Source organism: Micromonospora sp. NPDC047740 (genome assembly GCF_043204735.1).
In the GTDB taxonomy this organism is placed as follows: Bacteria; Actinomycetota; Actinomycetes; order Mycobacteriales; family Micromonosporaceae; genus Micromonospora.
In genome coordinates this window covers 139,656-153,435 of sequence record NZ_JBIDCT010000004.1, presented here as the reverse complement: position 1 = coordinate 153,435, position 13,780 = coordinate 139,656, and the positions used below count along the sequence as shown (strand labels likewise).

The 13,780-nt window shown below is 77.1% G+C and carries 9 protein-coding genes; 3 read left to right on the top strand and 6 right to left on the bottom strand.

Features of this window, described 5'->3' with window-relative positions; all coding sequences use genetic code 11:
* Positions 1-78: 78 nt before the first annotated feature.
* From ACGF4F_RS09880 to ACGF4F_RS09865, 4 genes are all read right to left on the bottom strand, one after another.
* Complete coding sequence (locus tag ACGF4F_RS09880; RefSeq protein ID WP_393076358.1) at positions 79-1,371, bottom strand: DUF2314 domain-containing protein; 1,293 nt, start codon at positions 1,369-1,371, stop codon at positions 79-81.
* Between the two features lie 62 nt (positions 1,372-1,433).
* Positions 1,434-2,207: an adenosylcobinamide-GDP ribazoletransferase gene (locus ACGF4F_RS09875; RefSeq protein ID WP_393076355.1), complete on the bottom strand. Its 774-nt coding sequence runs from the start codon at positions 2,205-2,207 to the stop codon at positions 1,434-1,436.
* Positions 2,197-4,128, bottom strand: coding sequence for a bifunctional adenosylcobinamide kinase/adenosylcobinamide-phosphate guanylyltransferase (locus ACGF4F_RS09870; protein WP_393076352.1), 1,932 nt, complete (start codon positions 4,126-4,128; stop codon positions 2,197-2,199). The genes ACGF4F_RS09875 and ACGF4F_RS09870 overlap by 11 nt, the downstream gene beginning before the upstream one ends.
* An 83-nt stretch (positions 4,129-4,211) precedes the next feature.
* A complete protein-coding gene (locus tag ACGF4F_RS09865; RefSeq protein ID WP_393076349.1) occupies positions 4,212-6,326 on the bottom strand; it encodes a protein kinase in 2,115 nt (704 codons plus the stop codon).
* 135 nt (positions 6,327-6,461) lie between these two features.
* On the opposite strand from ACGF4F_RS09865, the gene ACGF4F_RS09860 reads away from it, so the two are divergent.
* Positions 6,462-6,662: a hypothetical protein gene (locus ACGF4F_RS09860; protein ID WP_393076346.1), complete on the top strand. Its 201-nt coding sequence runs from the start codon at positions 6,462-6,464 to the stop codon at positions 6,660-6,662.
* On the top strand, positions 6,662-7,456 hold the full coding sequence (locus tag ACGF4F_RS09855) for a site-2 protease family protein (RefSeq protein WP_073833656.1): 795 nt from the start codon (positions 6,662-6,664) through the stop codon (positions 7,454-7,456). Before ACGF4F_RS09860 ends, ACGF4F_RS09855 begins: the two co-directional genes overlap by 1 nt.
* A 103-nt stretch (positions 7,457-7,559) precedes the next feature.
* On the opposite strand, the gene ACGF4F_RS09850 is transcribed toward ACGF4F_RS09855, so the two are convergent.
* Together ACGF4F_RS09850 and ACGF4F_RS09845 are read right to left on the bottom strand one after the other, a co-directional pair.
* On the bottom strand, positions 7,560-8,558 hold the full coding sequence (locus ACGF4F_RS09850) for an aldo/keto reductase family protein (RefSeq protein WP_387272250.1): 999 nt from the start codon (positions 8,556-8,558) through the stop codon (positions 7,560-7,562).
* Between the two features lie 88 nt (positions 8,559-8,646).
* On the bottom strand, positions 8,647-12,684 hold the full coding sequence (locus tag ACGF4F_RS09845) for a WG repeat-containing protein (RefSeq protein ID WP_393076342.1): 4,038 nt from the start codon (positions 12,682-12,684) through the stop codon (positions 8,647-8,649).
* 161 nt (positions 12,685-12,845) lie between these two features.
* On the opposite strand from ACGF4F_RS09845, the gene ACGF4F_RS09840 reads away from it, so the two are divergent.
* Complete coding sequence (locus tag ACGF4F_RS09840; RefSeq protein WP_393076339.1) at positions 12,846-13,697, top strand: ABC transporter permease; 852 nt, start codon at positions 12,846-12,848, stop codon at positions 13,695-13,697.
* Positions 13,698-13,780 lie beyond the last annotated feature (83 nt).

Genomic DNA, 13,780 nt, shown 5'->3' with positions numbered 1-13,780 from the left:
ATGTGTTGATCATGAGGTTGGCGGCGATGTCGATCTCCGTCGACGCCGCCACCCTCATGATCGACGGAGAAATGGGCGTCAGTCGGCGGTGGGGGGTTCGCCGGCGTCCAGGACCGCCTGGGTCCAGCCGCCCTCGATGACGCCGGTGCCGTCGAGCAGGGCCCAGTCGACGACATCCGTCGCCGCCACGACCACCGGGGCGCCGATCCGGACGCTCGGGTCGCTGTTGGCGTCGCTGGCGCTGGCCCCGACGATCCGCTCCGGGCTCTCCCAGGACGTCACCCCGGCCCAGACGAACTCGGGCCCCTCGTCGCCGGGCAGGCCGTACTTGACCACGAGCTGGGTCTCGGTGGGCAACTGACCGGCGAGGAAGCGGGCCCGGATGTCGCCCAGGCCGGCCCGGGCGGTGGCGATCGCCCGGCTCATCGCGTCGCCCGGCCGGGCGTACCGGACGTCCGGCTGGATGCCGTTGAACAGGGTGGCGCAGGCGGCGGCGAAGTAGCGGCCGGCCGGACCGGGATGCCCCGGCGGCGGGTTGAGGCTGAGGAACGAATCGGCGTCCGGGTCGGTGGCCGGGTCCAGCTCCAGCCGCAGCAGCACCGGCGCGGTCGCACCGTGCTGCTCCGGATTGCCGTACGCCACGGCGATGTCATGCCCGGTCACCGTGGCCAGCACCGGGAGCTGCACGAACGCGGGCACCTCCTCGCCGGCCAGCCCCTCGGTCCAGTCCCGCAGCAGCCGCCGGGCGGCACCGGTCATCACCGCGCCCCAGGCCCGGGTCAGGTGGTCCGGCACCCCCTGGGCCTGCAGCTCCAGCAGCCCGAACCGGCGCAGCCCCTTGGTGGTGAACCACAGCCCGTCGGCGTCCGACGAGTACGGCACCAGCACCCAGTCGACCAGCCGGATCCGGCCCTGCTCGTCGGGGAGCGAGCGCAGCGCGGCCGCCGGCTCGAGGAACTGGAGGCCGAAGACGTCCACCACGTCCCCGTCGACCGTCTCGGCGATCGCCGCGGCCACCGCCCGGGCCGCCCACTCGTGCGCCGGCGGCCAGCCCGGCCGGTATTCGGCCTGGACCACCACGAGGTGGGTGGCGGCGGCCAGCCGGGCCAGCTGGGCCTCGGTGGCGCCGAACGCGGTGAGCAGGTCCGGCGGCAGCTCGGGGAACTCGCCGATCGGCCGGGTGTCGACGCTCATCAGCGGGCTGTCCAGCATCTGCCGCGCCAGCCCGTGCACCGGCTCGGCGAGCCGCCCGGTCAGGCGCTCCACCGCCGTCTTCGGGCTGACCTTCGGCAGCCCCGCGATGGGCACCAGATAGGTCGCGTCCAGCGACTCCGGCACCGGTACGGGCAGGAAGTCGTCCGTGATGAGCATGTCGTCCCCCTCGACCGTGCCGGTGCCTCGTCCCGAACGCTACCTGCCCGGACGGGTGACGCTCAGCCGGACAGCGCCAGTCCCAGGTAGACCAGCGTGGTGACGATCTCCACGGTGGCCCCGAGCACGTCCCCGGTGATCCCGCCGAGCCGGCGTACCACGTGGCTGAGGAGCCCGGCCGCGACGGCGAGCGCCGCGACAACCGCGAGTGGCCCCTGCCACGGCCGGTCCGGCACCGCCGGCACGGCCAGCAGCGCGACGGCGGCCGCGCCGACCACCAGGGCGACCGGCCCCACCGTGCCGGCCACCAGCGCGCCCAGCCCCTCCGGCCGGGCCGCCGGCACCCCGCGCCGGCAGGCCAGGGCCACCCCGAGCCGGCCGGCGGCGGTGGCGGCGGCCACCGCGGCGAGCGCCGCCGGCCACGACCGCCCGGCCAGCTCCGCGAGCACCGCCGCCTGCAGCAGCAGTACGACCACCAGCGCGACCACCCCGAACGGGCCGACGTCCGGCTTCTTCATGATCTCCAGCGCCGCCGCGCCCCGCCGGTACGACCCCAGCGCGTCCACGGTGTCGGCCAGCCCGTCCAGGTGCAGGCCCCGGGTGAGCAGCGCGCCGAGCCCGACGGTGACCCCGGCGGCGACCAGCGGGGGAGCGAGGGCGGCGGTCAGCAGCAGCATCGCCGCGAGGAGCGCGCCGAGCAGTGCCCCGACCGCCGGGGCGAGCGCCATCGCGGTGCCGGCCGCGGCCCGGTCGACCCGACCGGCGCGCACCGGCAGCGTGGTGAAGGTGGTGACCGCCAGCCGGATCCCGTCCGCGAGCCGGGGCTCAGTCGGCACGCCGGTCGGCGGACTCCGGCACCGCGACCGGCTCGTCCGGCTCCGCGGTAGCGGGCCTGCTGGGTCCCGGCCCGGCGGGCTCCGGCTCGGCGAACTCCGGCTCGTAAGGGGGCGGAACGGGCTCCGGCTCGGTGGTGGTGGGCCCGGGGCCGGCCGGCTCCGGCTCGGCGAACTCCTCGTCGTCCGCGCCGCTGCGCAGTGACGGGTGCACCGGCAGGCCGGCGGCGAGCGCCAGCATCGAGTTCAACAGCGGCAGGGTGGCCAGCGCGGTGGCCCCCTCGCCCAGGTTGAGCCGCAGGTCCACCAGCGGGGTCAGGCCGAGCACGTCGGCGGCGAGCCGCACGGCGGGCTGCCCGCCGTGGTCGGGCAGCAGGCACCAGTGCCGGGCCTGCCCGGCCAGGTCGCGGCTGACCAGGCCGGCGGCCACCCCGACCGGCCCGTCCAGCAGCACCGGTATGCGGCGGGCGGTCGCCCCGAGCAGCACGCCGGTGGCCATCGCGATGTCGCCGCCGCCCAGCTCGGCCAGCACCTCCTTGGCGTCGCGCGAGCTGCGGCGGGTGCGGTGCAGGGCGTCCCGGACCGCCGCGCAGCGGGCCATCCAGGCCGCGTCGTCGATCAGGCCCTGCTCGCTGATCACCCGGCCCAGCACCGCCGGGGGCTCCGCGCCGGCCGTCGCCGCCAGCACCGCCGCGGCCGCCGCCTCGGTGCCCGCGCCGCACGCCGCCAGCACCAGGACGTGTACGCCCGCGTCGGCGGCCTGCTCGGCCAGCCGCCAGCCGTACCGCAGGGCCGACTCGACCTGCTCGGCGGAGAGCGCCGGCCCGTCCTCCATGGCGGCGGAGGCGGGCGCCTCGACCACCTGGAGGCTGGCCCCGCACTCGGCGGCGAGCCGGGCGAGCGCCCCCTGGCCGGCCCGGGCCTGCCGGGCGCGGCGGGCCGACTCGCCGGAGGGCACCCCGGCCGACGCCCCGCCGGCGTGGTCACCGTGCAGCAGCAGGACGCGCACCGAGTTCCACGGCGCGGGGGTCGGGGTGCCCTGGGTGGCGGCGGCGAAGCCGACCACCCGGTCCAGCACGCCGAGGCCGGCGCCGGGGAGGTCCAGGGTGGCGAGCCGGTCGATCGCCTGCGGGCCCGCGTACTCGTCGGGCATCGGCAGTTCCATGCCGGGCTGGATGACCAGGCCGGTGGCGATCATCGGCAGCGCCATGGTGGGGGCGGCCCAGGCGGTGGGCTCCCCCGCAGGGGCGGGGCTCGGTGCGGGCGCCACGGCCGGGGTGAGCACCTCGGGCAGCGCCTCGTCCGGCTGCGCCGGCGCGGCGGGGGCGCCCGCCTGGCCGGGGCCGGCCGGCGCCGGCACGGTGGGGCGCGGCGCGCCGGCCGGCTTCAGCCACGCGGCCTGACCGGCCACCACCAGTACCACGGCGTCGCAGGCGTCGGCGACCGCCCGGTTGGTCGCGCCGAGCGCGTCGGTGAACGCCCGGCCCAGCGGGGTGGTCGGCACCAGGGAGAGCCCCACCTCCGGGCTGACCAGCACCAGCCGGGCGGCGCTGCCCCGGACCGCCGCCGCCAGCTCGGCGATGGTGGCGGAGTCGTCGGCGGGCTGGTGGGCCGGGTCGAGCAGCACGGTCACCCAGCCGCCCAGGTCGTCCACGAGCAGCGTCTCGTTCGGCCCGGCCGCCGCGATCACCTCGGCCAGCCGGCCCGGGTCGGCGGCGGTCTCCTCGGTGGTCCAGCTCCCCGGCCGGCGGGCCCGGTGCGCCGCGAGGCGGGTCGCCCACTCGGTGTCCTCCGGGTCCCCCTCGGGGGCGGTGGCCACGTACCGGACCGTGGGCGCGTCGGCGACCAGCGATTCCGCGAACTCGGACTTGCCGGACCGGATACCGCCGAGCACCAGGAGTGTGTTCCACCCGTCAACGGACATGCCCGTACCTTACGGCCGCCCGGCCGGTCACCGCCTGCCGGCCCGGACGGTGACCGGCGGGTCGCCCGGCCGGCCGGGCGGGCTCAGTCGCAGTGCTCGAAGGCGCTGCCGTAGCTGGCCCCGCCGAGCGACCCGCCCCACTTCACGCAGGCCCCGGCGGCACCGGCCTCGACCGGCCCGGCGTAGTACTCGAACGCCCCGCGGTCGGTCTTGCGGGTCTTCCCCTGCACCTCCAGGTAGGCCGACACCGTGGTGGCCCGGCCGACGTCGGTGTCCTTGAGCGTGACCACGCAGTTGGCCCCGCTGGCCGTGTTGTAGAGCAGGTAGACCCGACCCTTGCGGACGCCGTTCGCGGTCAGCGTCGCCGAGTCGATCACCTGGTACCCGCTGCCGCACACCTGTCCGGCCGTGTACGGGTTGGGCTTTTGCGGGGCGGTCGTGGTCTTCGTCGGCTTCGGTGCACCGGTGGTGCCGGCGGTCGGTGCCGTCGATCCGCCGGCCGACGGAACCGTGGCACCGGGCGCGGAGCGGCTCGGCGTGGCCGAGGGCGACCGGCCGGGCCGCCCGGTGGGGCTCGCCGGCGACTCGGGGGCCGCCCCGGTGGCCGACGGCTCCGGCTGCCCGGAGTCGGCGGGGGCCGACTCGCCGGTCAGCGCCGTCCGGCCGCCCGACGGGGCCTGGTCCTCGGGACGCAGCGCCGCCACCGCCCCGGCGGTCGCCAGCGCGACGAGGACGACGCCGGCCGCGCCGGCCAGGGCGAGGAGCCGCCTCCGCCTGCGGCGCCCCGTCGGCTCCTCCAGCGTCGGCGGTACGCCTGAGCCGGCATGCCGGTCCTGCTCCGGGCCGTACCCGCCGGGGCGCGGACCGGGGTGCGCGGCCCCGACCGACCAGGCCGGACCGGCCGGGGCCGGACCCGAGGCCCCGGCGGGCTGCCCGGCGGTGGGGTGGGTGCTCGGTCCGGACCAGCCATCGGGGCCGGGGCCCGCGCCGGCGGGCGGGCTGACCCCGCCGACCGGGCCGGGGTGTGCCGGTCCCGGGCCGCCTGTCGCGGCCGGGCCGGTATGCGGTGGGGCGGCACCCGGAGCGGCCGGCCCGATGCCACGCCCCGGACCAGCGGCGGGGCGCTCCGCCTCGCCCGGGGCGGCAGGGGCGGCGGACACCGGGCCCGGGCCGGCCGGGAACCCGGCGTGGGCCGGCCCGCCGGGCGGGGTACCGCCGGCGAGGCCGGGGGCCGCGGCACCGGGACCGGCCGTGGCGGGCGAATCGGGAGCGGCCGGGGCGTCCGGCGTCGGGAGCACGGCGGGCCCCGGCACGGCCGGGCCGGCCACCGCCCACGGCGGGCGGGCCGGCACGGGCACGCTGGCCAGCGTGGCGTCCCGGACGTCCTGGGCGGCCTCGGCCAGGGCGAGCGCGGTCGGGTGCCGGTCGGCGGGGCGCTTCGCCAGCGCCCGGCGGACCAGCTCGACCACCGCCGGGGGCGTGCCCACCGGCAGCGGTGGCGGCTCGTCCTGGGCGTGCCGCAGCGCCACCTGGAGCGGGTTGTCGCCGTCGAACGGCGGTCGGCCGGCCAGACAGTAGTAGGCGACCGCGCCGAGCGCGTACACGTCGGTGGCGGCCGACACGGCCTGGCCGGTGGCCTGTTCCGGCGACATGTACGAGGCGGTGCCGAGCACCATGTGCGCGGCGGTGATCCCCGCCATGGTGCTGGCCCGGGCGATCCCGAAGTCGACCAGCACCACCGTGCCGTCCCGCTTGACCAGCAGGTTCCCCGGCTTGACGTCCCGGTGCACGATTCCGGCGAGGTGGGCGGCGTGCAGCGCGTGGGCGGCCTGCGCCACCACCGACATGGTGGACGCCGGGTCGAGCCGGCCGGCCTGGCGGATCCAGGTCACCAGCGGATCGCCGTCGACGTACTCCATCACCAGGTAGCTGACCTGGCTGCCGTCGGCGAGCGTGGCGGAGCCGGCGTCGTGCACCTGCACGATGCCGGGGTGCCGCAGCGCGGCCAGCATCCGGGCCTCGGCCTGGAAGCGGGTGGTGAACTCGGGGTCGGCGACCAGCGACGGCAGCAGCACCTTCACCGCGACCTCGCGACCCAGCAGGGTGTCGGTGCACTTCCAGACGGCCCCCATGCCGCCGGTCGCGATGCGTTCGTTCAGCCGGTAGCGGTCGCGGAGCACGACTCCTTCAGTCAGCACCGGGCCACCGTACCGGCCGGCCGGCTCGCGCCATGATCCAGCGGCGGCCCTGTCCGGAACGTGGTGCCCGCGTGCGGCCGACTACGCTTGCGGGGGTTCCGTCCCAGGAACGACGGCGGCGAGGGGAGACGCGGCATGGCGTGGAGCTGGCGGTACGAGGGCGCGAACGGCGAATCGGTCGACGGGCCGACCGAGTCGTTCAGCAGCCAGGCGGACGCCGAGTCGTGGATCGGCCAGACCTGGCGGGAGCTCGCGGAATCCGGCGTCACCTCCGTCGCGCTCGTCGAGGACGACCGGGTGGAATACCGGATGAGCCTGCTGCCCCCGGCCCAGTGATGGGCTACGACCGCCCGGGCGAACCGCTGGTGCTCGGGGTGCCCCGCGCGGCGTTCCGGCCCAGCCCGATCTTCCTCGCCCTGGTCGCGCTCTTCGTGGTCAGCGGGGTGATGACCTGGCACGGCTACGGCAACGTCCGGTTCGACGTCTTCCTCTTCGCGGTCTCGGGCTGGCTGGTCTCGCTCTGCCTGCACGAGTACGCCCACGCGGTGGTCGCCTACCGCGCCGGCGACCGGGACATCGCCCACCGCGGCTACCTGACGCTCAACCCGCTGAAGTACACCAACCCGCTGCTGTCGATCGTGCTGCCCGTGGTGGTGGTGCTGCTCGGCGGCATCGGCCTGCCCGGCGGGGCGGTCTGGGTCGACCGGCACGCCATCCCCGGCCGGCTGCGGCACACCCTGGTCAGCCTGGCCGGTCCGGCCACCAACGTGCTGTTCACTCTGGTCCTGGTGGCGGCGCTGTGGCTCGGGTACGGCAACGTCGGGCCGCTGCAGTTCTGGGCCGGGGTGGGGCTGCTGGCGTTCCTCCAGCTCACCGCCAGCGTGCTCAACCTGCTGCCGGTGCCCGGGCTGGACGGCGGCAACATGATCCAGCCGTGGCTCAGCCCGCAGTACCGCCGGATGTACGACCTGTTCGCCCCGTACGGCTTCATCCTGCTGTTCGCGCTGCTGTGGAGTCCGCGGATCAACGGCTGGTTCTTCGGCGCCCTCTTCAGCGTGGCGGATTTCCTCGGGCTGCCGCCCCAGCTCTACGCACTCGGGTTCGAGCTGATCCGCTTCTGGCGGGGCTGACCGGGCGGCGGGAGCCGCCGCGCAGCGGCGGGGCGGCCATGCCTCGGCGTGCCCGGGAAGGGGCCCGGGCCGGCGCGGTGGCCGTGCCGGCCCGGGGAGAGCGTCACGGGCGCTGCGCCGGGCTCTCGGTCTTCGCCGGGTCCCGCTCGGTGACCGGCTCGACGATCTCGTCGATCGCCTTGAGCAGGTCCGCGTCGAGCTTCACGCCCGCCGCCTTGACGTTGTCGTGCACCTGCTCGGGCCGGGACGCCCCGACGATCGCCGAGGAGACGTTCGGGTTCTGCAGCACCCAGGCGATGGCGAGCTGTGGCATGGTCAGCCCGGCCTGCTCGGCCAGCGGCTTGAGCCGCTGCACCCGGGTGAGCACCTCGTCGCCGAGCCACTTGGCGATGAACCCGGCACCCGACTTCTCGTCGGTGGCCCGGGAGCCGACCGGCGGCGGCTGGCCCGGCAGGTACTTGCCGGACAGGACGCCCTGCGCCATCGGCGACCAGACGATCTGGCCGACGCCCAACTCCTCGCAGGTGGGGATCACCTCGGTCTCGATGACCCGCCACAGCATCGAGTACTGCGGCTGGCTGGAGACCAGCGGGATGCGCAGCTCGCGGGCGAGCTGGTGGGCCTCGCGGATCTGCGACGCCTTCCACTCCGAGACGCCGATGTAGTGCGCCTTGCCGGAGTGCACGACGTCGGCGAACGCCTCCATCGTCTCCTCGAGCGGGGTGCTGTAGTCGTACCGGTGGGCCTGGTAGAGGTCCACGTAGTCGGTCTGCAGGCGGCGCAGCGATCCGTTGATCGACTCCATGATGTGCTTGCGGGACAGGCCGCGGTCGTTGCGCCCCGGGCCGGTCGGCCAGAAGACCTTGGTGAAGATCTCCAGCCCCTCGCGGCGCTCGCCCTTGAGCGCGCGGCCGAGCACCTCCTCGGCCTTGGTGCCGGCGTACACGTCGGCGGTGTCGAAGGTGGTGATGCCGGTGTCCAGGGCGGCCCGCACACAGGCGGCCGCGGCCTGCTCCTCGACCTGGGAGCCGTGAGTGATCCAGTTGCCGTACGAGATCTCGCTGACCATCAGGCCCGAGCGGCCTAGGTGTCGGAATTCCATGCCTCGACCCTAGCCCCGCCGGATCATGGCCGCGCCGAGGCGCGACGCGGGTGTGATGCTCGGCCGGGCAGGCGGCGTGATCCGAGGGTCAGAGCACCGGTGTCGTGTCGGCGAGCAGCCGGTCGATCTCGGCGATCACCGCCGCGGGGCCGGGGTGCACCGGGTCGATCAGCGGCTCGCCCCGGCGGTCCAGCGCGCCCCAGCGGCCCGACCCGTCGCCGACCAGGAAGGCGACCGGGTGCACGACCAGCGCCGGGTACGCCGGCGGGACCAGCACCCGGCCGCTGCGGTCCACCACCCCTCGACGGCCGGCCAGCTCCACCACGGCCAGCCCCTCCTCGGTGAAGCCGTCCACCTGGCGGCCGTCGGCCAGGGCGGTGGTGAAGCCGTGGTAGCGGGTCGGCACGACGACCTGACCGGTCAGGTCGACCGCGCCCCAGGCGCCGTTCTGGCGGACCGCCGCCAGGCCCGCCCGGAACGGTCGCACGTCCTCGAACCCTGGCGGGATCTTCACGATGTTGGTGGGGTCGACCGCCATCCACCGGCCCTTGCCGTCCATCGACACCCAGGCCAGGCCCTCGGAGAACGAGCCGACCGCCCGGTAGCCGTTGTTCGCCTCGATCAGCGCCGCGCCCGTGGTGTCGATCAGCGCCCAGCGGGACGCCTCCGGCCGCCGTACCCAGGCCACACCCTCGCGGAACGGCTGCACCTCGGCGTACCGGTGCTCGACCACCAGTTCGCCCGCCTCGTCCGCGTACCCCCACAGCTCCTGCTGCTCGTCGAAGGTCGGCACCGGGTACCGCTCGCGGCCCAGGATCGCCTCCCGGCTCCGCGGCTTCGGCCCGAAGCCGTCCGTCGCGGCCCGCGCGGCGACCGCGTCCAGCGCCATCGCCGTACGCGCGTTCAGTTCGGCGTCCTCGGCCTGGCGCAGGTCCAGGGCGCGCTCGAAGTGCAGGCACGCCTCGGTCAGCCGGCCCTGGTCGTAGCAGGACCGGCCGGCGTGCTCGTGCAGCGCCGCGCGCAGCCGGTCGGGCAGCTCCGGCGAGTTGGCCTCGGCGAAGAGCCGGTCGGCCTCCGCGTGCTCGCCCCGCCAGCGCAGCACCTCGGCCAGCCGCGCGCGGGCCAGCGCGGTCCGCCGCAGCTCGCCGGTGGCGTCCGCGTACGTGAGGGCGAGCCGGGCGTCGGCGACGGCGTCGTCCAGCTCGCCGAGGATCCGGGACGCCACCGACCGCAGGCTAAGCAGCCGGGCCCGGCTGCGGTTGTCCAGCGCGCTGCCGAGCTTCGTGGTGAGCCCCTCCCGGACCTCGCGCAGCGCCTCCGGATCGGGAGCCTCCTCACGCAGCGTCTCCGGGTGCAGCCGCCACCGGAACGCGGCCAGCGCCTGCTCCGGGTCCGCCGGGCGTGGCTCCCGCGGTTCGGTCTCCGCCGTCGGCCGCTCCGCCGACACCGAAGCCTGTACCGCTGGTGCGCAGACCTGGGCCGGTGGTGCGGAGACCTGCGCGGGCGGTGCGGAGACCTGCGCGGGCGGTGCGGACACCTGGGCCGGTGGTGCGGACACCTGGGCCGGTGGTGCGGAGACCTGCGCGGGTGGTGCGGAGACCTGCGCGGGTGGTGCGGACACCTCGGCGGGTGGTGCGGAGACCTGGGCCGGTGGCGCCGACACGGGTGGCGTTGCCGGTGCGGGCCCATCGGTCGGACCTGCCGACGCCGAGGGCGCGGCGGCCGGGACCGGAGGCGCCGAGGGCGCGGCGACCTGGGCCGGAGGCGCCGACACCGGCGGTGTGCCGGGCTCGGCAGGCGAGCCCGACCGGGGCCGCAGCGAGGGTGCCGCATCCTCCGAACCGGTCTGGGCGGAAGCGTCGGCGGCCGGGGCGGACGGTGCGTGGTGTTCCGGTCGGGGCTGGACGGCAGCCTCCGGAGCGGCTGGCGCCGACCCGGGCGGAGCGGCGGCTGCGGGGGCTTCCGGCTCCGCCTGGGGGGCGGCCTCCGGAGCAGTTGCTTCCAGAGCGGTGGGCGCAGCGCCCTCCGGCGCGGGGGCGGCGGGCGTTCCGGACTCGGGCTCCGCGGCGGCCTCCGGGGCAGCCTCGTCCACCGGGGCGGTCGGCGGCGGTACGGGGTGGCTCGGCCGGAACCAGGCCTCCACCTCCTCGACCACCCGGCTGGCCCCGTCGTGGCCCGGCCGGTCCGGCCCCGCCGCCTCGGGGCGGTCGCCGCCGTCCTCCACCGTGGTCGGCGTCGCGGCCACACCGTCGGCCGCCTCCCCGGACGTCGAGGTGCCCGCCGGCCGCGCCTCGGCGGTGGGTGCCGGCCGCCGGGGCATGTCGGTGGCCGGTGCCGGAGGCGCGGCAGTGGACGGGGCTGGGCCGGCTGCCGGAGGCGTGGCCGTGCCGGGTCCGGTTGGTGCCGGGGAGACGGGTGGCGCCGGTACGGGCGGGCGTGCCGCCGCGCTCCTGGCCTCGGTCGGAGCAGCCGGTCCGGCGGCGGGAGTGCCGACGGGCGGGCTGGAGACCGGAGCCTCGGTGGGAGGGGTCGCGGCGGTGGCCGGCGTGGCGGCCGGGGGCGGTGGGGCCGGGTGCGCGGGCACGCCGGAGACCGGCCGGGGCTGGGCGGGTGCCGACGGACGCCAGCCGTCGCCGAGGCGTGCCGGACCGGGCTCGGCCGGGCGGCCCTGCCGCGGCTCCGGGCGGAACGCCGGCCCGTCCTCGGCCCGCGGGCCGACCGGCTCGGGGTGCGGACGGTGCGCGGCCGGGTCGGGACGGCGGGCGTCGTACCGGGCCTCGTCGCCGGGGCGCGGCGGCGGCCCGTCCGGGCGGGGGCGGTCGGGGACGGCCGGCGGGCGGTGTCGCTCGTCGGGCCGGTACGCGGCCGGCTCGGTCCGGGGCCGGCGCTCGCCGGCCGACGGCTCCTCGGTCCGTGGGCGCGCGGGGTCGCTCGGGGGGCGCCGGCCGTCCCACCGGTCGCCCGGTCCGAAAGCGGCGGGCTGCGGTTCGTCGTACCGGCCGGGCTCCGGCCGGTACGGATCCACCGGTCGGCGCGGGCCGTCCGGCGCGTCCCGGTACGTCTCGGCCCGCGCGGCGGCCTCCCGGCGCGGGTCGGGCTGGCGGCGTGGCCCGTCGAAGCCGGGGTCCCGTTCGCGGCGGGGCGGACCGTCGAAGCCCGGGTCGGGCCGGTCCGCCGGCGGCCCGAAGGCGGGGCCGCGTCGGTCGGTGTGGGGCCCGAAGCTCGGGTCGCGCCGGTCGGTGGGGCGCTCGAAGCCGCGCTCCCGCCGGTCGACCGGGCCGTCGGATGCCGGGCGCCGCTGGTCGGCCGGGCCGTCGTACCCCGGCTGCCGCCGGTCCATTGGGCTGGGCGGGGTGCCGTTGGGTCGCCCGTCGGCCGGGCCCCGGCGCGGTTCAGACCAGGGCGGTCGCGGCTGGGGACGGGGCGGGAGCTCGCCGGGTTCCGGGAGCCAGCCGGGCTCGGGCGCGGGGGAGACCGGCCGCTGCGCGTCCGGCGTCCGCCGTCCCGGCTCGGGGTGCACCCAGCGCTGGTCGTACCGGTCGTCGGGCCGGCCCGCGGCGCGCTCCGGGATCCGCTCGTGCGGGTCGTACCGGTCGTCGGGCCGGCCCGCGGCGCGCTCCGGGATCCGCTCGTGCGGGTCGTACCGGTCGCCGGGGTGCGGTACCGGGCCGCGCCGGGGTCCGTCGCCGGGGGCGCGCCGGTCCGCCCACGCCCGCCGCCCGTCCGGGTGCGGCTCCTCCGCGCCGCGGCCCTCCGGGTGCCCGTGCCGCTCGCCCGAACCGCGCGGTCCCGGGAAGCCACCGCGCCGCTCGTCCGGGCCTGCCGGGCTCACCGGGTGGCCGCCGCGGCGCTCGTCCGGGCCCGCTGGGCTCACCGGGTACGCGCCGCGCCGGCCGTCCGGGCCCGCCGGGCTGACCGGGTACGAGTCCTCGGCTGGCCCGGGGCTGACGGGGTGCACCTCGGCCCGGCCGACGACGGCCCGGCCGCGCGGCGCGGGTGAGGTCAGGTACTCGATGCCGATGTCACCGGGGTAGCGCTGGCCCGGAAACTGTGGACGCCACTCGTGGGTGGGTTCGGCGGCCCAGGACGGTTCGGCCGGCTCGCGCCACTGGTCCCAGCCGCTCATCGGCAGGTCCCGTCGCCGCCGGCGCGGCGCGGCCCCCGGGCCGGCTCGCGTCGCTCGCTCACGGCGATGTCACCTCGTTGGAAATTGTCGCGCCGGGGCCCCGGCGCGCCGGTAGAGTCGCCCGGTCCGGCACGTCGTGGCTGCGGAAGGAGGGTAGCGGCGTGGGCTCTGTCACCGCCACTGTGGCACCGCCCACGGACTCAAACGTTACCCGATGGTTTCGGACATTCGGCGCCATAGTGGGATCTGGGTTTCGGCGTCACGCCACCTACCGCCAGGCCGCCGTGGCGGGAGTGGTCACCAACAGCGTTTTCGGCTTCCTGCGCTATTACATCTTCGTCGCGGCCGCCGGCGCGGCGGGCCGGGTCGCCGGCTACGACCGCGCCCAGCTCGCCACCTTCGTCTGGGTCGGGCAGGGGCTGCTGGCGGTGGTCGCGATCTGGGGTTGGACCGAGCTGGCCGACCGGATCCGGACCGGCGAGATCGCCGCCGACCTGCTCCGCCCGATCCACCCCGTGACCAGCTACTTCGCCACCGACCTGGGCCGCGCCGGGTTCGCCTCGCTGTCCCGGCTGGTGCCGCCGGTGCTGGTCGGCCTGCTCTTCTTCGACGTGTACCTGCCCCGCCGCTGGGCCACTCTGCCGCTCTTCGCGCTCTCCGTGCTGCTCGCCGTGGTGGTCTGCTTCGGCTGCCGATACCTGGTCAACGCCACCGCGTACTGGTTGCAGGACGTCCGGGGTCCGCTGATCCTGTGGACGCTCTGCTCCGGCGTGCTCGCCGGCCTCTACTTCCCGCTGGGCTTCCTGCCCGGCTGGCTGGAGGCCGGGCTGCGGTACGGGACTCCGTTCCCGAGCCTGCTCCAGATCCCGCTCGACGTGCTGGTCGAACGGGACCCGGCAGCGATGCAGTTCGGCCTGGTCGGGGTGCAGCTCGGCTGGGCCGTGGCGCTGCTCGCCCTGTGCCGCCTGGTGCAGCGCCGAGCCGAGCGCCGCCTGGTGGTGCAGGGTGGCTGAACCGCGGCAGGCGGTGCGGGGTGGCTGAGCCGGGGACGCTGACCGGCCCGGGCCGGTCAACCGTGGAGAGTGGACCGGTGTGG

Excerpts from the sequence above, each read along its gene's own strand:
- ACGF4F_RS09845 (WP_393076342.1), bottom strand. The coding sequence starts at position 12,684 with ATGAGCGGCTGGGACCAGTGGCGCGAGCCGGCCGAACCGTCCTGGGCC.
- ACGF4F_RS09850 (WP_387272250.1), bottom strand. The coding sequence starts at position 8,558 with ATGGAATTCCGACACCTAGGCCGCTCGGGCCTGATGGTCAGCGAGATC.
- ACGF4F_RS09880 (WP_393076358.1), bottom strand. The coding sequence starts at position 1,371 with ATGCTCATCACGGACGACTTCCTGCCCGTACCGGTGCCGGAGTCGCTG.
- ACGF4F_RS09855 (WP_073833656.1), top strand. The coding sequence starts at position 6,662 with ATGGGCTACGACCGCCCGGGCGAACCGCTGGTGCTCGGGGTGCCCCGC.
- ACGF4F_RS09870 (WP_393076352.1), bottom strand. The coding sequence starts at position 4,128 with ATGTCCGTTGACGGGTGGAACACACTCCTGGTGCTCGGCGGTATCCGG.
- ACGF4F_RS09860 (WP_393076346.1), top strand. The coding sequence starts at position 6,462 with ATGGCGTGGAGCTGGCGGTACGAGGGCGCGAACGGCGAATCGGTCGAC.